Origin of the sequence: Pseudomonas sp. QD4 (genome assembly GCF_049199125.1) — a bacterium.
GTDB lineage: Bacteria > Pseudomonadota > Gammaproteobacteria > Pseudomonadales > Pseudomonadaceae > Aquipseudomonas.
In genome coordinates, this window is record NZ_JBLZOM010000002.1 from 1688417 (window position 1) to 1707210 (window position 18794).

Genomic DNA, 18794 nt, shown 5'->3' on the forward strand with positions numbered 1-18794 from the left:
GATTACCCTACTTTGACCACGTGGGGTTGTGTGGAGCGCTCAGTGGTCGGCAGGTGATCGAGATCACGGCTGACCAGCAACAGGACTTCAGCAGAGGCGTCCGACACCTGCGCCTTGTAACCGGCGATGGAGCGGGCGAAGACGTTGTAGATCACTACGGCCGGGATCGCTGCAACCAGGCCCAGGGCCGTGGCCAGCAGGGCTTCGGCGATACCTGGTGCAACCACCGCGAGGTTGGTGGTCTGGGTTTTGGCGATGCCGATAAAGCTGTTCATGATGCCCCACACGGTGCCGAACAGACCGACGAAGGGTGCGGTGGAACCAATGGTTGCCAGCACGCCGGTGCCGCTGCTCATGTTGCGGCCGCAGGCAGCTACCAGGCGCTCAAGGCGGAAGCTCACGCGTTCCTTGATGCCTTCCTTCTCCCGGCTGTTGGCCGACAGGCGCATTTCTTCAAGGGCGTCGTGGACCAGCAGGTTGGCCAGGGTGCCTTCCTTGGTCGCGGTGGCGCTGGCTTCCTTGAGGGTGGTGGCCTTTTTCAGGCTGAGGATTTCACCGCGCAGACGACGCTTGGCGCCCATCAGCTCGAAGCCTTTGGCGATCCAGATGGTCCAGGTGATGATCGAGGCGATGGCCAGGCCGATCATCACGATCTTCACAATGATGTCGGCGTTCTGGTACATGCCCCACGGCGACAGGTCATGGGCCATGCCCAGGGTGTTGTCGGCTTCGAGTACTTCAGGAACGTCCTCTGCAGCTTCGCCTTGGGCCGGGGTCTGGGCCGGGTCGGTGGCGACCGGAGTCACGACCGGTGCGGCAGGTTCGGCCGGTGCATGGGTGGCGTTCGCGGCTGGCGCGGTGGCCGGTGCCTGTGCGTCGGCGAAGGCTGCGCTCGGTGCCAGTACCAGGCTGAACAACAACGCTGCAACCGCGCTCATGGCGCGCAGCGGGCTTGGGCGTTTGGTTGGCGAAGCGGAGAGTTGATTGGGTGTCATGCTGGCCGGACCTGAGAGAGGAAAGAGGTAAATGTCCTTCTAGGCCTCGCGGGGCCGAGAACAATTTGGGCGCTTATTATTGCAAGTAATTCTTGTTAACAAAAGTAATAGAGTATCTTTTTTTCCTTGATTGCTAGCCGCTCGTCCATCGCCGCGGCTAGTCTTGAGCTTTGCGAACGGAGTTTAGTGATGCCCGCCCTTTCTGTTTTGATCGCCGGTTGTGGTGATGTCGGCAGCCGCCTGGCCAGTCAATTGCTTGTCGAGGGTTGGCAGGTTCATGGCTTGCGCCGCAACGTTTCACGCTTGCCGGACGGGGTCATTGGCGTTGCCGGTGATCTGTTCAACGCCCAATGCCCTCCGACCTGGCCAAGCGCTCCCCTGGATTACCTGGTGTACTGCGCTGCTGCCACCGAGCATGACGAAGCGGGCTATCGCGCCGCCTATGTCGAGGGTCTGCAACACGTGCTGAGCTGGCTCAAGCAGCACGGCCAGCAGCCCAGGCGCCTGCTGTTTGTGTCCAGCAGCAGTGTCTACGGGCAGAAAGACGGCGAATGGGTTGATGAAACCTCAGCCACCGAAGCCAGCGGTTATTCCGGGCGGCTGATGCTGGAGGCGGAGCAAGTGGCGCTGCACAGCGGCATCCCCGCCAGCCTGGTGCGCCTGACCGGCATTTACGGTCCCGGCCGCGAATGGTTGCTGACCCAGGTCCGCCAAGGCTATCGGGTGGCGATCGACCCGCCTTTGTATGGCAATCGGATTCATGCTGATGACGCTGCAGGCTTGCTGGCGTTCCTGATGCAGGCCGATCAGCGCGGAGTGGCGCTGGAAGACTGCTATATCGGCGTCGACGATGCGCCGGCGCCGTTGGCGGAAGTCGTGGGTTGGCTGCGCGAATACCTGGGGGTCACCGAATGGGCCGACGACGCCAGTGTGCGGCGTGCCGGCAGCAAGCGCTGCAGCAACGCCCGGGCTCGGGCGCTGGGCTGGGTGCCGCGTTACTTGAGTTACCGCGAAGGCTACGTGGCAATACTGAAAGGGTGATTCTGTAGCTGCCGCCGAGCCCGCGAGGTTGCGCTGGCCCAGCGCAACGCCGCTATTCCGGCAAAGGCTCAGCGTGCGGCTACAGCCGTTATTGCTTTTCCAGCAGCCACTGACGAGTGCCGGGTGCCAGGGATGGCACTTCATCCGCCTGGGCGGTATTGACCGCCTGGAAGATTTCCAGCTGCTTGTCCTTGCGCATGAAGATCCAGGCATTGCCCTGGCCATTTTGCTGGAGCCAGAGGTTATCGTTGCCGCCACTCATGGAGGCGCAGTCTCCGGCCAGGCACAGGGCGTAACGATCAGCCCCCGGCAGGCCCTGGACCGCGCCGTCGCCCTGGAACTGCACGGTGGCGCCTTCCCCCGGGCCGCTGAGGATTTTCCAGGAACCGCCCATATACGCCGTATAGAGCGCGCGCTCGAAGTTGGCGCCCAGGGGTGCCCCTTCCGGCGCAGGATCCTTGGGACGGTCGAAGACCTGTTCGGGTTCGTTGTCGTTCGCTGCTTGCAGCAGTTGTTTGCCGTCGCGCTTCAGTTCAGTAGCGGAGCTGCCGTAGAAGTCGACTTTCCAGCTGCCGGCGGGGTCGGCAATGACCTTGCCTTCGGCAATTTCGAAACCGTTGGTGTAGCGGGCCTGGCCGGCGCGGGTGTTGATCTCCCACTCCAGGTTCGGGCCGTAGGCTTGCAGCGCTTCACGCAAAGGGCCGCCCTTGGAGGCCGCGTCGATCGCAACCTGGTTGATCCAGGTGCCGCCGACATCAGTTTTGGCGGGGTCGCTGGCGCAACCGCCGAGCATGACGGCGAGCAGCGAGAAAGCTAGCGCTTTGCGCATGATGAAATCCTTTCAAAGCAAAGTCGGCGCAGCCTGGGACGCTGCGCCGCGGGTGTTACTCGATGACCAGAATGGCATCCATCTCAACCTGCGCACCCTTTGGCAGGGCGGCGACGCCGATGGCGGCGCGGGCAGGGTAAGGCTGTTCGAAGTACTTGCCCATGATCTCGTTGACCTTGGCGAAGTGGCTCAGGTCGGTGAGGAAGATGTTCAGCTTGACGATGTCCTTGAACGAACCGCCGGCGGCTTCGGCAACCGACTTCAGGTTCTCGAACACCTGGACGGTCTGGGCTTCGAAGCCTTCGACCAGTTCCATGGTTTTTGGGTCGAGGGGGATCTGGCCGGACATGTACACGGTGTTGCCAGCCTTGATCGCCTGGGAATAGGTGCCGATGGCAGCAGGCGCTTTGTCGCTGGTGATAACAGTCTTGGTCATTTATGAGTCCTTGTAAGTGACGATGGCTTATGTGAGGCGCTACGCGCGCATGCGGGTGATGCGAATCACCCCGGTCAGGGCGCGGAGTTTCTTGATCACGCGGGCCAGGTGCACGCGGTCGTGCACGCTGACCACCAGTTGGACCACGCTGATGCGACCATCGCGTTCATCCATGCTGATTTTCTCGATATTGCCGTCGGCGGCGTTGACGCTACTGGCCAACAAGGCAATCAGGCCACGCTGGTGTTCCAGCTCGACCCGCAGTTCGACGTTGAATTCGCCGGTGACATCCTTGGCCCACGAGAGCTGGATGCATTTTTCCGGGTTGTGGCGGATTTCGCTGATATTGCGGCAGTTGTCCAGGTGCACCACCATCCCCTTGCCGGCGGACAGGTGGCCGACGATCGGGTCGCCCGGGATCGGCGTGCAGCACTTGGCGTAGCTCAGCACCAGGCCTTCGGTGCCGCGAATCGCCAGCGGGCCTTCCGGGCTTGGCAACTGTTCGCCCTCGCCGAGCAGGCGGCGGGCCACCACATAGGCCATGCGATTGCCCAGGCCGATGTCTTCGAGCAGGTCTTCGATCAGTTCCAGGCGGTATTCGTGGAGCATCGCCTGGATGCGTTCGGCCGGGATCTTTTCCAGCGAACTGTCGAAACCGTTGAGCACCTTGTTCAGCAGGCGCTCGCCGAGGCTGATGGATTCGGAGCGGCGCTGCAGCTTCAGGGCGTGGCGAATATGGGTGCGGGCCTTGCCGGTGACCACGAAGTTGAGCCAGGCCGGATTCGGCCGGGCGCCAGGGGCACTGACGATCTCCACCGTGGAGCCGCTTTGCAGCGGTTCGGACAGCGGTGCGAGACGGCGGTTGATGCGGCAGGCAATGCAGCTGTTGCCGACGTCGGTGTGCACCGCGTAGGCGAAGTCGACGGCCGTGGAGCCTTTGGGCAGCTCCATGATCCGGCCTTTGGGCGTGAACACGTAGACCTCGTCCGGAAACAGGTCGATCTTCACGCTTTCGATGAATTCCAGAGAGTTGCCAGCGCGTTGCTGCATCTCCAGTACACCCTTGACCCATTGGCGGGCGCGGGCGTGGGTGCCTTTTGGCTGCTCGTCGCCACTGGATTTGTACAGCCAGTGCGCGGCGATGCCGTTGTTGGCCATCTCTTCCATTTCCCGGGTGCGGATCTGGATCTCGATCGGCACGCCGTGCATACCGAACAGGGTGGTATGCAGCGACTGGTAGCCGTTGGCCTTGGGAATCGCGATGTAGTCCTTGAAGCGTCCCGGCAGCGGTTTGTACAAATTATGTACAGCACCCAGCACGCGATAGCAGGTGTCTACCTTGTCGACGATGATGCGGAACGCGTAGACGTCCATGATCTCGTTGAAGGCCCGACGCTTGCCGCGCATCTTCTTGTAGATGCCGTAGAGGTGTTTCTGCCGGCCGCTGACCTCGCCCTGGATACCGTCGATGGCCAGGCAGTGGCTGAGGGATTCTTCGATCTTGTTGACGATTTCCTTGCGGTTGCCCCGGGCGCGCTTGACGGCCTGGTAGATCCGCGCGGAACGCATCGGGTGCATGGCCTTGAAGCCAAGGTCTTCGAATTCGATGCGGATGGCATGCATGCCCAGCCGGTTGGCGATGGGGGCATAGATTTCCAGGGTTTCCTTGGCGATGCGCCGGCGCTTTTCGCCGGACAGCACTTCCAGGGTCCGCATGTTGTGCAGGCGGTCGGCCAGCTTGACCAGGATCACGCGAATGTCGCGGGCCATGGCCATGGCCATTTTCTGGAAGTTTTCAGCCTGGGCTTCGGCCTTGGTCTCGAAGTTCATCTGGGTCAGTTTGCTGACCCCGTCGACCAGTTCCGCCACGGTTTCGCCGAACTGCGCTGAGAGCGCTTCCTTGGCAATACCGGTGTCTTCAATCACGTCATGCAGCATGGCCGCCATCAGGCTCTGATGGTCCATATGCATGTCGGCAAGAATATTCGCCACCGCCAATGGGTGCGTGACGTACGCCTCGCCGCTGCGGCGGCGTTGGCCGTCGTGGGCTTGTTCGGCGTAGAAATACGCTCGGCGGACCAGGTTGACCTGGTCCGTGCCGAGATAGGTCGATAAGCGATCGGCGAGGGCGTCTATGCTCGGCATGCTGACTCCTGCCGTAAGCTGTATTCCCGCGCCGTGCTACGTCGACCAGGCATAGGCTTAGACGGCCTCGTTGGACTCGTCCTCGAACGCTGCGAACAGCGGTTCGTCTTCAACGATCTCAGCGTTGGCAATGAACTCGTAGCTCATCAGGCCTTCGGCAATTTCACGCAGGGCTACAACGGTAGGCTTGTCGTTTTCCCACTGAACCAGGGGCTCTTTGCCGCCGGTGGCCAGTTGACGGGCACGCTTGGTAGAGAGCATGACCAGCTCAAAGCGGTTTTCCACGTGTTCTAGGCAGTCTTCAACGGTTACGCGGGCCATGGTATTCCTCGGAGCGAATGCAATATGCGCGCTGCCCGGTTGGGCGAGCGGACTCAACAGTTTAAAAAATCACCAGCGATTAGGGAAGCGCTGATTTTTTGACCAGGCCCTGCAACGCGCTGCAAGTGCCAATGTAAAGCGCTTGCAGCGGTTTTGGGAAGTGCTGTTTTAGCCCAGCAATTCAGCGAGCAATTTGCCAAAACGCTGCTGCTGACGCTTTTGATGCAGCTGATTGGCCCGGAAAATCGCCTTCAGGTCCGCCAGCGCATGGGCAAAATCATCGTTGATGATCAAATAGTCATAGTCGACGTAGTGGCTCATTTCGCTGACCGCTTCGCGCATCCGCCCGTCGATGATCTCGTCACTGTCCTGGCCGCGGTTGGTCAGGCGCTGGTGCAAGGCCTCAAGGGACGGCGGCAGGATGAAGATCGAGCGGGCTTGCGGCATCAATTTGCGCACTTGCTCGGCGCCCTGCCAGTCGATCTCCAGAATCAGGTCATGGCCCGCATCCAGGGTTTGCTGCAGGTGGCTTTGCGAGGTGCCGTAGAGGTTGCCGAATACTTCGGCACGCTCGAGGAAGTCCCCATGCTCGCCCATCTTCACGAACGCTTCGCGGGAGACGAAGTGATAGTTCACGCCGTTCACTTCACCGGGGCGCATGGCCCGGGTGGTGTGGGAGACCGAGACACGGATCTCCTGGTTGGCGTCGGTCAGGGCCTTGACCAGGCTGCTCTTGCCCGCGCCCGAAGGGGCGGAAATGATGTACAGGGTGCCGGTGCTGTGGGTCATGTGGGGGTAGCCTTACTCAATATTCTGTACTTGTTCGCGCATCTGCTCGATCAACACTTTGAGGTTGACCGCAGCCTGGGTGCTGCGCGGGTCGAAGGCCTTGGAGCCCAGTGTGTTGGCTTCGCGGTTGAGCTCCTGCATCAGGAAGTCCAGGCGCCGACCGGCGGCGCCACCGGACTTCAGCACGCGGCGTACTTCAATGATGTGGGTGCTCAGGCGGTCCAGTTCTTCGGCGACGTCGCTCTTTTGCGCAAGCATCACCATTTCCTGCTCCAGGCGCGTCGGGTCGAGCTCGGCCTGCATGTCGGCGAAGCGGTCGAGGACCTTCTGGCGCTGGGTCGCGAGCATTTGCGGCACCAGTTCGCGCAGGGTCACCACGTCTTCCTCGATCGAGGTCAGGCGCTCGTTGATCAGGCGGGCAAGCTCCGAGCCTTCGCGTTCGCGGCCGCCCTTGAGCTCCTTGAGGCCCTGCTTGAACAATTCCATGGCCTCGGAATTCAATGCCTGTGGATCGGTTGCGTCAGCCACCAGCACGCCGGGCCAGGCCAGGACTTCCAGGGGATTGAGCGGTGCGGGCTGCTTGATCAGACTGGCCACCGACTCGGCTGCGGCCACCAGTTGCGCGGCCCGTTCGCGATCCACTTGCAGGGGTTTGCCGGTGGTTTCTTCGGTAAAGCGCAGGGTGCATTCAAGTTTGCCGCGGGACAAACCCTGGCGCAGCGCTTCACGAACCGCGCCTTCGAGGTCGCGAAAGGACTCCGGCAGGCGCAGGTGCGGTTCCAGGTAGCGGCTGTTGACCGAGCGCAGTTCCCAGCTCAGGGTGCCCTGAGTGCCGGCCCGTTCGACCCGGGCGAAGGCGGTCATGCTGTGCACCATGGAGGTACCTCCGATTCAGGTCTGGCACCAACCGCAATAGGGTTGGGCGGGCCCGATAGATATGAATTAAAGCCGACAGGCTGCGAAGGCGCAGGATTGTAGCGCAGTGCGGCGAAAGCCCCCAACCGTGGCGGTGACAAAGGGTTGCGGCGGGGCGCTGGAGCCTTCGTGCAGAGCCTTTGGTCCGCCCCTGGATTTTTTAGAACTGCCCAGGCGCGGCCGCGGGCTCTATAATGTTCGGCAGTTTTCCGTCCCCGTACAGGTGTTCCCCTATGAAACGTCCAAGTGGTCGCGCTGCCGATCAGCTCCGCTCGATCCGCATCACCCGCAACTACACCAAACACGCCGAGGGATCTGTACTGGTCGAGTTCGGTGATACCAAGGTTATCTGCACGGTCAGCGTCGAGAACGGCGTGCCGCGCTTCCTCAAGGGCCAGGGCCAGGGTTGGTTGACCGCCGAGTACGGCATGTTGCCGCGCGCTACCGGCGAGCGTAACCAGCGTGAAGCCAGCCGTGGCAAGCAAGGCGGCCGGACCCTGGAAATCCAGCGCCTGATCGGCCGCTCCCTGCGCGCCGCGCTGGACATGTCCAAGCTGGGTGACGTGACCCTGTACGTCGATTGCGACGTGATCCAGGCTGACGGCGGCACCCGTACCGCGTCGATCACCGGCGCCATGGTGGCCTTGGTCGATGCGCTGAAAGTGATCAAGAAGCGTGGCGGCCTCAAAGGCGGCGACCCGCTCAAGCAAATGATCGCTGCGGTGTCGGTGGGCATGTATCAGGGCGAGCCTGTGCTGGACCTGGACTACCTGGAAGACTCGGCTGCCGAGACTGACCTCAACGTGGTGATGACCAGCACCGGTGGTTTCATTGAAGTCCAGGGCACTGCCGAAGGCGCACCGTTCCAGCCTGAAGACCTGAATGCAATGCTGGAGCTGGCGAAGAAAGGCATGAGCGAGATTTTTGAACTGCAGCAGGCGGCCCTGGCCGACTGATTGCGCTACGGACGACCCGCCAAGGAGAACGCCATGAGTGACGACCAGCTTCCTCTGCCTACGCCGAGCCATGAGGTTCGGCAGTGGGCAATGTTTTGTCATCTGTCTGCCTTGCTGGGGATCTGGGTGCCGTTCGGTACCCTGATTGGTCCGTTGATTCTGTGGCAGATCAAGCGCGAATCCGACCCGTTCATCGACGCTCAGGGCAAGGAGGCGCTGAATTTCCAGATCACCGTCGCCATTGCCTCGGCTATCTGCTTCCTGTTGATGCTGGTAATCATCGGCTTCTTCTTGTTCGGGTTGCTGGCGATCGGCGCCTTGGTGCTGACGATCATTGGCGGGGTCAAGGCGGGGGAAGGGGTACCGTATCGCTATCCGTTCACCTGGCGCTTGATCAAGTAAAACCGCCGCGCACAAAAAAGCCGACACGGATGTCGGCTTTTTTGTGGCTGCGAAACGACGCTTAGATAGTCAGCGTCCAGTCGTAGTCCACGATCAGCGGTGCGTGCTGCGAGAAGCGTGGCTGGCGCGGCAGGCGTGCGCTGCGCACGAAGCGACGCAGGCCCGGGGTCAGCAACTGATAGTCGAAACGCCAACCCAGGTTGAGCATCTCGGCCTGTTCGTTGTCCGGCCACCAGCTGTACTGATCGCCTTCACGGCTGACTTCGCGCAAGGCGTCGACATAACCCATGGTGCCGACAATCTCGTCCATCCAGGCACGCTCAGGCGCCAGGAAGCCCGGGGATTGCTGGCTGTCACGCCAGTTCTTGATATCCAGCTTCTGTTGCGCAACGTAGAGCGAGCCACAATAGATGTACTCGCGACGTTTGCGCCGCTGTTTATCCAGATAACGGGCGAAGTCGTCCATTAGCTTGAACTTCTGGTTCAAGTCTTCATCGCCGTTCTGCCCCGAAGGAAGCAGCAAGGTCGCGATGCTGACCTTATCGAAATCGGCTTGCAGGTAGCGCCCGTAGCGATCGGCTGTCTCGAAGCCGAGGCCGCTGATGACCGCCTTAGGTTGCAACCGCGAATACAAAGCCACGCCACCTTGGGCGGGGACTTCAGCATCGCAGGCATAAAGGAAGTAGCCATCCAGTTGGAAGGCTGGGTCGTCCAGTTCAAAGGCGGAGGCGCGGGTGTCCTGCAGGCAGATGACGTCGGCATTCTGGGCCTGCAGCCAACTGAGCAAACCACGCTCGACTGCAGCCTGAATACCATTGACGTTCACACTGATGATCCGCATAAATGGCCCCAAAAATCACGTGCGTGTATGATACCCGAGGTCTACCTAATTAGCTAAATCCGTGGTATCTGGGGCTTTTTTCATGCAAGCGTATCAGCGCGATTTCATTCGTTTTGCCATCGATCGCGGGGTTTTGCGCTTCGGTGAGTTCACCCTGAAGTCCGGGCGCACCAGTCCTTACTTCTTCAATGCAGGGCTGTTCAACTCGGGTTCCGCCCTGGCGCAGCTGGGTCGTTTTTATGCGGCCGCCATCGTTGAAAGCGGTATTTCCTTCGACGTGCTGTTCGGTCCGGCGTACAAGGGCATTCCCCTGGCCGCCGCCACAGCCGTGGCCCTGGCTGAACATCATGGGCAGGATCTGCCATGGTGCTTCAACCGCAAGGAGGCCAAGGCCCACGGTGAAGGCGGCAGCCTGGTGGGCGCGCCGCTCAAGGGCGATGTGCTGATCATCGACGACGTGATCACCGCCGGTACGGCGATTCGCGAAGTGATGCAGATCATTGCGTCCCAGGAAGGTGCCAAGGCCGCTGGCGTGCTGATCGCGCTGAATCGCCAGGAGCGCGGCAACGGTGAATTGTCGGCCATCCAGGAAGTGGAGCGTGACTTCGGGATTCCGGTGGTCAGCATCGTGTCGCTGAACCAGGTGTTGCAGTTCCTGGAAGACGATCCGCAGCTCAAGCAGCATTTACCGGCGGTCAAGGCGTATCGCGAGCAGTTCGGCGTCTGATTCGCGACTGCTAGGCCGTACGGCGGGAGCCAGCGCCCTCGCCACAATAAAAAAGCCCCGCTCAACCAGGTTGAGCGGGGCTTTTTTTCAGCGCTTAAGGGCGCTTGCGATTGCTGATCAGGGTACCCACACCGGTATCGGTGAAGATTTCCAGCAGGATCGCATTTGGAACCCGGCCATCCAGGATCAACGAGCTGCCAACCCCGCCTTGCACGGCTTCCAGCGCGCAACGGATCTTCGGCAGCATGCCGCCGTAGATGGTGCCGTCGGCGATCAGGTCGTCCACTTGCTGGGTTGTCAGGCCGGTCAAGACCTTGCCTTCCTTGTCCATCAAGCCGGCGATGTTGGTGAGCAGCATCAGCTTCTCGGCCTTCAGCGCCTCGGCCACTTTGCCGGCCACCAGGTCGGCGTTGATGTTGTAGGACTCGCCGTTGGCACCGACGCCGATGGGCGCGATCACCGGAATGAAATCGCCTTTCACCAGCAGGTTCAGCAGGTCGGTGTTGATGCCGATCACTTCGCCCACCTGGCCGATGTCGATGATTTCCGGCTGGGTCATCTCCGGCGTCTTGCGGGTCACGGTGAGTTTTTTCGCGCGAATCAGCTCGGCGTCCTTGCCGGTCAGGCCAATGGCGCTGCCGCCGTGACGGTTGATCAGGTTGACGATGTCTTTGTTCACCTGGCCGCCGAGGACCATCTCCACCACGTCCATGGTCTGGGCGTCGGTGACGCGCATGCCGTCGATAAAGTGGCTCTCGATGGACAGGCGCTTGAGCAGGTCACCGATTTGCGGGCCGCCACCGTGTACCACCACCGGGTTGATCCCGACGGCTTTCATCAACACGATGTCACGAGCGAAACCGGTCTTGAGCTCTTCGCTCTCCATAGCGTTGCCGCCGTATTTGATCACCAGCGTCTTGCCGACATAGCGGCGAATGTAAGGCAGCGCTTCGGATAGAACCTTGGCGGTGTTGGCGGCGGCATCGCGTTCGAGGGTCATTCAGGGCTCCGGTGTTTCAGAAAATCAGAACGGTAGTTGGAGATCGGGTGCAACACGTTTCAATTGGACGTGGAACACATCCTTGATGCGCTGCAGCTCGGCTTCGTTGTCGGCCTCGAAACGCAGCACCAGCACCGGCGTGGTGTTGGAGGCGCGGACCAGGCCCCAGCCTTTGGCGTAATCGACTCGCACCCCGTCAATGGTGGTCAAGTTGGCGCCTTCGCCCCACTGCGCGTCGTGCAGAGCATCAATGATGCTGAATTTGCTCTCTTCGGTCACATGGATATTGATTTCCGGCGTCGAAATATCGTTCGGGAAGGTCGCGAACAGCTCTTCGGCGCTGGATGGCTCCTTGCTGAGGATCTCCAGCAGGCGCGCGGCGCTGTAAATCCCGTCGTCAAAACCGAACCAGCGCTCCTTGAAGAAGATATGCCCGCTCATTTCGCCGGCCAACAGGGCGCCGGTTTGTTTCATCTTCTTTTTGATCAACGAGTGGCCGGTCTTCCACATTAGCGGCTTGCCGCCGTATTCCTTGATCAGCGGGGTCAGGCGGCGGGTGCATTTGACGTCGAAGATGATTTCCGCGCCCGGGTTGCGCGCCACTACATCCTTGGCGAACAGCATCAGCAGGCGGTCCGGGAAGACGATGCTACCGGTGTTGGTCACCACGCCGACGCGGTCGCCGTCGCCGTCGAAGGCCAGACCCAGGTCGGCTTTGGTTTCCTTGACCTTGGCGATCAGGTCCACCAGGTTTTCAGGCTTGCCCGGGTCCGGGTGGTGATTGGGAAAGTTGCCGTCGACCTCGCAGAACAGCGGGATGACTTCGCAGTTCAGGGCTTCGATCAACTGCGGGGCAATGACCCCGGCCGCGCCGTTGCCGCAATCGACCACCACTTTCAGGCGGCGGGCCAGTTTCACATCGCGGGTAATCTCGTCGCTGTAGCGCTCAAGGATCTGCACCCGGGTGATGCTGCCCTTGCCGCTGCTCAGGTTGTTGTCCTTCAGGCGTTGGTGCAGGGCCTGGATTTGTTCATTGGCCAAGGTGTCGCCGGCAATGACGATTTTGAAGCCGTTGTAGTTCGACGGGTTGTGGCTGCCGGTGAGCATGACCCCGGACTTGCCGGCCAGTACGTTGGCCGCGTAGTACAGCGCCGGAGTGGGCACCAGGCCGACGTCGCTGACGTGGCAGCCGCTGTCGGCCAGGCCTTTGATCAGTTGCTCCACCAGCTCCGGACCGGAGAGACGGCCGTCGCGGCCAACGGAAACGTCAGGTTCACCCTGAGCCAGGCTCTGGGCGCCAATGGCGCGGCCGAGCCAGTAAGCGGTTTCAGCGTTCAAAAACTCCGGGACGGTGCCGCGAATGTCGTAGGCGCGAAAGATGCTATCGGGAAAGCTCGGTGCGACTGGGGCCGGGTTGCTCATCGGGGTTGCTCCATTTCAAAAGGGGGCGGGACAGGCCGGGCCAGGGTGGGCCGGCAGGCTCAAACTGAAGGGTATGACGGCGTTTTTGCCATTGGGTTCATGGTGCAAAAATGCCATCGTCGGCGATTCAGCCTGCTTTTGAGGGTCTAATGCCTTGATTTGGGGAGGGAAACCCACGAAGGAGCTTTGCCCGATTTTCGTCCTGAAACACAAAGCCCGGAACTCTGGCCGGGTTTGGCGCCCGGCCAGGTTCCGCGTCGATCAGTGGCTGCCGGAATGCCCGAAACCGCCTGCGCCGCGCTGGCTTTCGTCGAAGGCCTCGACCACTTCGAAGTGCGCCTGGACCACCGGCACCAGTACCAGTTGGGCGATGCGCTCGCCGACCGCGATGTTGAAGGCTGTCTGGCCACGGTTCCAGCAGGACACCATCAGTTCGCCCTGGTAGTCCGAGTCGATCAGGCCCACCAGGTTGCCCAGGACGATGCCGTGTTTATGGCCCAGGCCGGAGCGCGGCAGGATCAGCGCCGCCAGGCCCGGGTCGCCGATGTAGACCGACAGGCCGGTGGGGATCAGCAGGGTCTGGCCCGGCTCCAGCACGGTGTCTTGCTTGAGCATGGCGCGCAGGTCGAGGCCGGCGGAGCCCGGGGTGGCGTACTGTGGCATCGGGAATTCGTTGCCGATGCGTGGGTCGAGGATTTTGGCTTGTAGAGCGTGCATGCGAGTTAAACCTGGTTCAGCCGTTCGGCGATAAAAGAGATCAGTTGGCGGGCGATCTTGCCCTTGCTGGTCTGGGCGAAGAGAGTTGCGTGCAACTCCCGGTCAATCACGCTGCAGGCGTTTTCCTCGCTGTTGAAGCCAATGCTCGGGTTGGCCACGTCGTTGGCGACGATCAGGTCGAGGTTCTTGTCTTTCAATTTGCGTGCAGCGTAGTCGAGCAAGTGTTCGGTCTCGGCGGCGAAGCCGACACTGAAAGGGCGATCGGGACGGGTGGCGATGGTGGCCAGGATGTCCGGGTTACGCACCATCTGCAGCAGCAGGCCGTCACCTTTCGTAGGGTCTTTCTTTAATTTTTGTGGGGCAACGACTTCCGGGCGGTAGTCCGCCACCGCCGCCGAGGCGATAAACAGGTCGCAGGGGATGGCGGCCTCGCAGGCGGCGAGCATGTCGCGGGCGCTGACGACATCGATCCGGGTCACCCGATCCGGGGTCGGCAGGTGCACCGGGCCGGTGATCAGGGTCACTCGGGCGCCGGCTTCAACTGCGGCTTCGGCCAGGGCAAAGCCCATTTTGCCGGAGCTGTGGTTGGTGATGTAGCGCACCGGGTCGATGTTTTCCTGGGTCGGGCCGGCGGTAATCAGTACGTGTTTGCCGGTCAGTGCCTGATGCTGGAAGCAATCGGCGGCGCACAGCACCAGGTCGTTGGCTTCGAGCATGCGGCCCATGCCGACGTCGCCGCAGGCCTGGCTGCCCGAGGCCGGCCCGAACACCTGGAGGCCGCGGCTTTGCAGCAATTGGGTGTTGGCCTGGGTGGCCGGATCGCGCCACATGGCCTGGTTCATGGCCGGGGCGATGGCGACGGTGGCGTCCGTGGCCAGGACCAGGGTGGTCAGCAGGTCATCGGCGATGCCTTGGGCCAGGCGCGCGATCAGGTCGGCGGTGGCGGGGGCGATCAGCACCAGGTCGGCCCATTTGGCCAGCTCGATATGGCCCATGGCAGCCTCGGCTGCGGGATCGAGCAGGTCCAGGTGAACCGGGTGCCCGGAGAGTGCCTGCATGGTCAGCGGTGTGATGAATTCACTGCCGCCACGGGTCATGACCACACGCACTTCGGCGCCCTGGTCGAGGAGTCGGCGAACCAGCTCGGCGCTCTTATAGGCGGCAATGCCGCCGCCGACGCCGAGGACGATGCGTTTCCGATACAGCCGCTGCATAGGCCTGCCTTTGAGTTCAATGATTGCTGCTTGTAACGCCCCCTCCCCAGGGGAAATCACAGGCAAAAAGATGGGCTAAGATACCACAGCGACCGCTATGGAACAGCGGCGCCCACACACATGGAGGTGCTATGAGCATTCGCGACTGGCCCGCGGCGGAGCGCCCGCGGGAGAAGCTTCTGGAGCAGGGTGCGGCGAGCCTTTCCGACGCCGAATTGCTGGCAATTTTCTTGCGTACCGGGGTTGCCGGAAAAAGCGCAGTGGACCTGGCGCGTCACCTTTTGCATCAGTTCGGCAGCCTGCGTCGCCTGCTGGAGGCGGACCAGTTGACCTTCAGCCGCCAACTCGGCCTGGGCCCGGCAAAATTCGCCCAGTTGCAGGCCGTAGTGGAAATGGCTCGTCGGCATCTGGCCGAAAAACTGCGTCGCGACTCGGTGCTGGAAAACCCGCTGGTGGTCCGCGACTACCTCAAGTCAATGCTGCGCCATGAGCCCCATGAGGTGTTCGGCTGCCTGTTTTTGGACACCAAGCACCGGGTGCTGGCGTTCGAGGCGCTGTTCCAGGGTTCGATTGACAGCACCAGCGTCTACCCGCGGCAGGTGGTCAAGCGTGCCCTGGCACACAACGCCGCCGCCGTGATCCTGTGCCACAACCACCCTTCGGGCATCTCCGAGCCCAGTCATGCCGATCGCGTGGTGACACGTCGGCTGAAAGAGGCCCTGGATCTGGTGGATGTGCGGGTACTCGATCACTTCATCATCGGTGAAGGCGATCCACTGTCGATGGCGGAATACGGTTGGGTCTAGGTGAGGGCAGCGGCAAGTGTTGAACGGCAGGTTCTGGGCATTGGGGCGCCCAGAACCTGTGGCGGGGTTATTTGCCGACGCTGACTTTGGAGAAGTCCTGGCGGCCGAAGGGGCTGACCTGATAGCCCTGGACTTCCTTGCGGGTCAGGGCGAAGGCGGTGGGGTGCGCCAGGGGCAGCCACAGGGCCTGTTGCTGGATCTGCGCCTGGGCCTGCTGATAGAGCTTGCTGCGCACGCCTTGCTCGCTGGTGGTCTTGCCGGCGGTGATCAGCTTATCCAGGCCCTGGTCGCAGTAGCGGGCGAAGTTGGTGCCGGACTTGACCGCCGCGCAGGTGAACTGCGGGGTGAGAAAGTTATCCGGGTCGCCGTTGTCGCCGGCCCAGCCCATGAACAGCAGGTCATGCTCGCCGGCCTTGGCGCGGCGGATCAGTTCGCCCCATTCGATCACGCGGATCTCGGCCTTGATCCCGATTTTCTCCAGGTCAGCCTGGAGCAGTTGTGCGCCGAGGCTGGGGTTGGGGTTGAGCAGGCTGCCGGATGGGCGAGTCCAGATGGTGGTCTGAAAGCCGTCTTTCAGGCCGGCCTTGGCCAGCAGTTGGCGGGCTTTTTCAGGGTCGTGGGCATAGCCCGGCAAGTCCTTGGCATAGCTCCAGGTGTTCGGCGGGAACGGGCCGTTGGCAGCTTCGGCGGTGTCTTCGAAGACCGCTTTGAGGTAGCTGGCCTTGTCGAAGGCCAGGTTGATTGCCTGGCGCACTTCCGGTTTGTCCAGCGGCGGGTGCTGACTGTTGATGGCGACAAAGGCGGTCATGAAGGCGGCGGTGCGTTCGACTTTCAGCGCCGGGTCCTGGCTCGCGGCATTGATGTCCAGGGGCTTGGGCGAGAGGGCGATCTGGCATTCATTGCGCCGCAGTTTTTGCAGGCGCACGTTGGCATCCGGGGTGATGGCGAAAATCAGCGGGTCCACGTCCGGCTTGCCGGCGAAGTAGTCGCGGTTGGCCTTGTAGCGGATCGACGCGTCTTTCTGGAAGCGGCCGAAGATAAACGGCCCAGTGCCGATCGGCTGGTTGTTGAGCTTCTCCGGTGTGCCGGCCTTGAGCAGTTGCTCGGCGTACTCGGCAGAGTAGATCGAGGCGAAGCCCATGCTCAGCGTGGCGATAAATGTCGAGTCGGCGTGGTCCAGGGTGAAGCGCACGGTCAGTGGGTCAAGGGCGTCAATTTTCTTGATCAGTGCCGGCAACTGCAGGGATTGGGCGTGGGGGAAGCCGCTTTGCGCAATCTTGTGCCAGGGATTGGCCGGGTCGAGCATGCGCTCGAAACTGAACTTCACGTCTTCGGCGGTCAGTTCACGGCTGGGGTTGAAGTAGTCGGTGTGGTGGAACTTGACCTTGGGGTGCAGCTTGAACACATAGGTCAGGCCGTCGTCGGACACCTCCCAACTGTCTGCCAGGCTCGGCACCACCTTGCCGCTGGCTTCGTCGAAGTCGACCAGGCGGTTCATCAGCACGTCCGCCGAGGCGTTGGTGGTGGTCAGCGAGTTGTATTGCACCACGTCGAAACCTTCCGGGCTGGCTTCGGTGCAGACGCTCAGGGCGGCAGCCTGGGCCAGCGGGCTCAGAAACGGTACGAACAACAGCGGTAGGGCGGCGAGACGCATATTCGGCTTCCTTTGCAGATCGAAGGCCCATCTGCGAGTGCAGTCTGGAAAAGGCTTACCCTAGTGATCTCGTCGGAAAATGACTATCCCCATTTTCCATTTATTGACGTGGGTGGAGTGGGCCTTCAAAGGCAAAAAGGTCGGTTTTTACCCTGGCCGACGGCCAATAATTTGCCATGAATTGACAAATTGACCCGTTCGAAGGGTCCTCGCGGGTGCTGGCGACGGTGAATGACGCTGCTTTGGCGGGGGCTTTGCGGGGCAGGAATTTTATTCTGCGACGAGCGGTCGATAACTGCGGTAGCCTTTGCCGCAGGCGCTTGGCGCAAGAAAAACGGGACTTTTTGAATTCCCGACCACAGTGACTGTTGTTGCTATTGGGTCTTTCTGGTATAAAGCAGCGCTCTTTTCTAGGGGCCCGGTTCCTTCGTTTGTAGGTGTAGCCGGTAAGACCCCTAAAGAAACGCGGCGCCTGGCGCCAAATGACTGAGAGATTAAGCGGCCAACCCATGCCGGGTTGGGCATGTGGTTTTAGAGGGCTGAGGCATGTCGAGAGTCTGTCAAGTTACCGGTAAGGGTCCGGTGACTGGGAATAACATTTCCCACGCAAACAACAAAACCCGTCGTCGTTTCCTGCCGAACCTGCAGCATCACCGCTTCTGGGTTGAAGAAGAGAAACGTTTCGTGCGTCTGCGCGTATCTGCCAAAGGCATGCGTATCATCGACAAGCGTGGCATTACTGTCGTGCTGGCCGAAATCCGCAAAGCTGGCAAGATCTAAGGGAGCTAATCATGCGTGAATTGATTCGTTTGATTTCGAGCGCCGGTACTGGTCACTTCTACACTACCGACAAGAACAAGCGCACTACTCCGGACAAAATCGAGATCAAGAAATATGATCCGGTTGTTCGTAAGCACGTGATCTACAAAGAAGGCAAAATCAAGTAATTGATTTTTCTTCTGACAAAAAAACCCGCCTTCAAGCGGGTTTTTTTGTGCCTGTGATTCAGGCTTTCTGTTCGAAGGCCACGTAGATCTTGCGGCAGGGCTCCAGCACTTCCCAGGTGCCCTTGAAGCCGGCCGGGATGACGAAGCGGTCGCCGGCGCGCAGGGTCTTGGCATTGCCGTCGCTGTCGCGCAGCACCGAGACACCCTGCACGATTTCGCAGTATTCATGCTCGGTGAAATTCACCGTCCACTGCCCGACCGCACCTTCCCAGACCCCGGCGTTCATCTGCCCGCACGGGCTGGCGTAATGGTTGAACACCGCCTGTTCCGGGTCGCCCTTGAGGACTTTTTCCGGTGCAGGGCGATAGCGTTCACCCTCGGTGGTGGCCTGGCTGAAGTCGACGACGTGCTGAATGCTCATTCTTGTATTCCCCCGTGATTGGCGGCGCGAGTGGTAGTGGGGCCAAAGTCTATGTTTATTAAAATGAACATAGCAATGGCGTTTACTGGGGTTATGTCAAATATATTGAAACTTCGGGTGCCACTGGTTTAGGGTGGCCGGTGCCTTGGGCCGAAAGAAGGCTGGCCGGGCAGAATTCCTGAAGGTGCCTGCGTTGATCGCGTGGCGCTTGTATTC

The 18794-nt window shown here is 61.1% G+C and carries 20 protein-coding genes and 1 pseudogene; 7 read left to right on the forward strand and 14 right to left on the reverse strand.

Translation table 11 applies throughout. From position 1 onward, the window contains the following. Positions 1–2: 2 nt before the first annotated feature. Complete coding sequence (gene exbB / locus ACOZJV_RS18730; RefSeq protein ID WP_421548216.1) at positions 3–995, reverse strand: tonB-system energizer ExbB; 993 nt, start codon at positions 993–995, stop codon at positions 3–5. Between the two features lie 189 nt (positions 996–1184). Between exbB and ACOZJV_RS18735 the strand changes: the two genes are divergently transcribed. Next, positions 1185–2036: an SDR family oxidoreductase gene (locus tag ACOZJV_RS18735; protein WP_421548217.1), complete on the forward strand. Its 852-nt coding sequence runs from the start codon at positions 1185–1187 to the stop codon at positions 2034–2036. A gap of 88 nt (positions 2037–2124) precedes the next feature. Here ACOZJV_RS18735 and ACOZJV_RS18740 read toward each other — a convergent pair whose 3' ends face one another. The 6 genes from ACOZJV_RS18740 to ACOZJV_RS18765 all read right to left on the reverse strand — a co-directional run bounded on the left by ACOZJV_RS18740 (position 2125) and on the right by ACOZJV_RS18765 (position 7432). Beyond that, positions 2125–2865: a hypothetical protein gene (locus ACOZJV_RS18740; RefSeq protein ID WP_421548218.1), complete on the reverse strand. Its 741-nt coding sequence runs from the start codon at positions 2863–2865 to the stop codon at positions 2125–2127. Positions 2866–2920: 55 nt separating this feature from the next. Further along, entirely contained in the window at positions 2921–3301 is a 381-nt protein-coding gene (locus tag ACOZJV_RS18745) for a RidA family protein (RefSeq protein ID WP_003176922.1), read from the reverse strand. Positions 3302–3340: 39 nt separating this feature from the next. Beyond that, positions 3341–5446 carry a bifunctional GTP diphosphokinase/guanosine-3',5'-bis pyrophosphate 3'-pyrophosphohydrolase gene (gene spoT, locus ACOZJV_RS18750; protein WP_020296026.1) on the reverse strand — a complete coding sequence of 702 codons (2106 nt, stop codon included), beginning with the start codon at positions 5444–5446 and terminating at the stop codon, positions 3341–3343. Between the two features lie 57 nt (positions 5447–5503). Further along, positions 5504–5767: a DNA-directed RNA polymerase subunit omega gene (gene rpoZ, locus ACOZJV_RS18755; protein WP_003177259.1), complete on the reverse strand. Its 264-nt coding sequence runs from the start codon at positions 5765–5767 to the stop codon at positions 5504–5506. A gap of 168 nt (positions 5768–5935) precedes the next feature. Further along, complete coding sequence (gene gmk, locus ACOZJV_RS18760; RefSeq protein ID WP_078470452.1) at positions 5936–6556, reverse strand: guanylate kinase; 621 nt, start codon at positions 6554–6556, stop codon at positions 5936–5938. A 12-nt stretch (positions 6557–6568) separates the two neighbouring features. Continuing rightward, the gene (locus ACOZJV_RS18765; protein ID WP_421548219.1) at positions 6569–7432 is read right to left on the reverse strand and encodes a YicC/YloC family endoribonuclease; all 864 of its coding nucleotides are present in this window, start codon (positions 7430–7432) and stop codon (positions 6569–6571) included. Between the two features lie 272 nt (positions 7433–7704). Between ACOZJV_RS18765 and rph the strand changes: the two genes are divergently transcribed. Together rph and ACOZJV_RS18775 are read left to right on the forward strand one after the other, a co-directional pair. Next, a complete protein-coding gene (rph, locus tag ACOZJV_RS18770; RefSeq protein WP_020296023.1) occupies positions 7705–8427 on the forward strand; it encodes a ribonuclease PH in 723 nt (240 codons plus the stop codon). 33 nt (positions 8428–8460) lie between these two features. Further along, on the forward strand, positions 8461–8829 hold the full coding sequence (locus ACOZJV_RS18775) for a DUF4870 domain-containing protein (protein WP_078470454.1): 369 nt from the start codon (positions 8461–8463) through the stop codon (positions 8827–8829). A 61-nt stretch (positions 8830–8890) separates the two neighbouring features. On the opposite strand, the gene ACOZJV_RS18780 is transcribed toward ACOZJV_RS18775, so the two are convergent. Beyond that, positions 8891–9670, reverse strand: coding sequence for an exodeoxyribonuclease III (locus ACOZJV_RS18780; RefSeq protein WP_020296021.1), 780 nt, complete (start codon positions 9668–9670; stop codon positions 8891–8893). A gap of 82 nt (positions 9671–9752) precedes the next feature. Between ACOZJV_RS18780 and pyrE the strand changes: the two genes are divergently transcribed. After that, entirely contained in the window at positions 9753–10397 is a 645-nt protein-coding gene (gene pyrE / locus ACOZJV_RS18785; RefSeq protein WP_078470455.1) for an orotate phosphoribosyltransferase, read from the forward strand. Positions 10398–10491: 94 nt separating this feature from the next. Here the strand turns inward: pyrE and argB are convergent, their stop codons facing one another. The 4 genes and pseudogenes from argB to coaBC form a co-directional block, all read right to left on the reverse strand. Next, positions 10492–11397, reverse strand: a complete 906-nt coding sequence (gene argB / locus ACOZJV_RS18790; RefSeq protein ID WP_020296019.1) for an acetylglutamate kinase — start codon at positions 11395–11397, stop codon at positions 10492–10494. Positions 11398–11421: 24 nt separating this feature from the next. After that, positions 11422–12825 (reverse strand): annotated as a pseudogene (locus tag ACOZJV_RS18795) (phosphomannomutase/phosphoglucomutase); the annotation flags it as partial. 255 nt (positions 12826–13080) lie between these two features. Then, the gene (gene dut / locus ACOZJV_RS18800) at positions 13081–13536 is read right to left on the reverse strand and encodes a dUTP diphosphatase (RefSeq protein WP_020296017.1); all 456 of its coding nucleotides are present in this window, start codon (positions 13534–13536) and stop codon (positions 13081–13083) included. Between the two features lie 5 nt (positions 13537–13541). Beyond that, a complete protein-coding gene (gene coaBC, locus ACOZJV_RS18805; RefSeq protein WP_020296016.1) occupies positions 13542–14750 on the reverse strand; it encodes a bifunctional phosphopantothenoylcysteine decarboxylase/phosphopantothenate--cysteine ligase CoaBC in 1209 nt (402 codons plus the stop codon). Between the two features lie 131 nt (positions 14751–14881). Between coaBC and radC the strand changes: the two genes are divergently transcribed. Continuing rightward, positions 14882–15556 carry a RadC family protein gene (gene radC, locus ACOZJV_RS18810; RefSeq protein WP_078470457.1) on the forward strand — a complete coding sequence of 225 codons (675 nt, stop codon included), beginning with the start codon at positions 14882–14884 and terminating at the stop codon, positions 15554–15556. A 67-nt stretch (positions 15557–15623) separates the two neighbouring features. On the opposite strand, the gene ACOZJV_RS18815 is transcribed toward radC, so the two are convergent. Next, on the reverse strand, positions 15624–17210 hold the full coding sequence (locus ACOZJV_RS18815) for an ABC transporter substrate-binding protein (RefSeq protein ID WP_020296014.1): 1587 nt from the start codon (positions 17208–17210) through the stop codon (positions 15624–15626). Between the two features lie 546 nt (positions 17211–17756). On the opposite strand from ACOZJV_RS18815, the gene rpmB reads away from it, so the two are divergent. Next, positions 17757–17990 carry a 50S ribosomal protein L28 gene (gene rpmB / locus ACOZJV_RS18820; protein ID WP_007894701.1) on the forward strand — a complete coding sequence of 78 codons (234 nt, stop codon included), beginning with the start codon at positions 17757–17759 and terminating at the stop codon, positions 17988–17990. A gap of 11 nt (positions 17991–18001) precedes the next feature. Further along, a complete protein-coding gene (gene rpmG, locus ACOZJV_RS18825; RefSeq protein ID WP_003177274.1) occupies positions 18002–18157 on the forward strand; it encodes a 50S ribosomal protein L33 in 156 nt (51 codons plus the stop codon). Between the two features lie 58 nt (positions 18158–18215). On the opposite strand, the gene ACOZJV_RS18830 is transcribed toward rpmG, so the two are convergent. Then, positions 18216–18578 carry a cupin domain-containing protein gene (locus ACOZJV_RS18830; RefSeq protein WP_201128577.1) on the reverse strand — a complete coding sequence of 121 codons (363 nt, stop codon included), beginning with the start codon at positions 18576–18578 and terminating at the stop codon, positions 18216–18218. Positions 18579–18794: the final 216 nt, after the last annotated feature.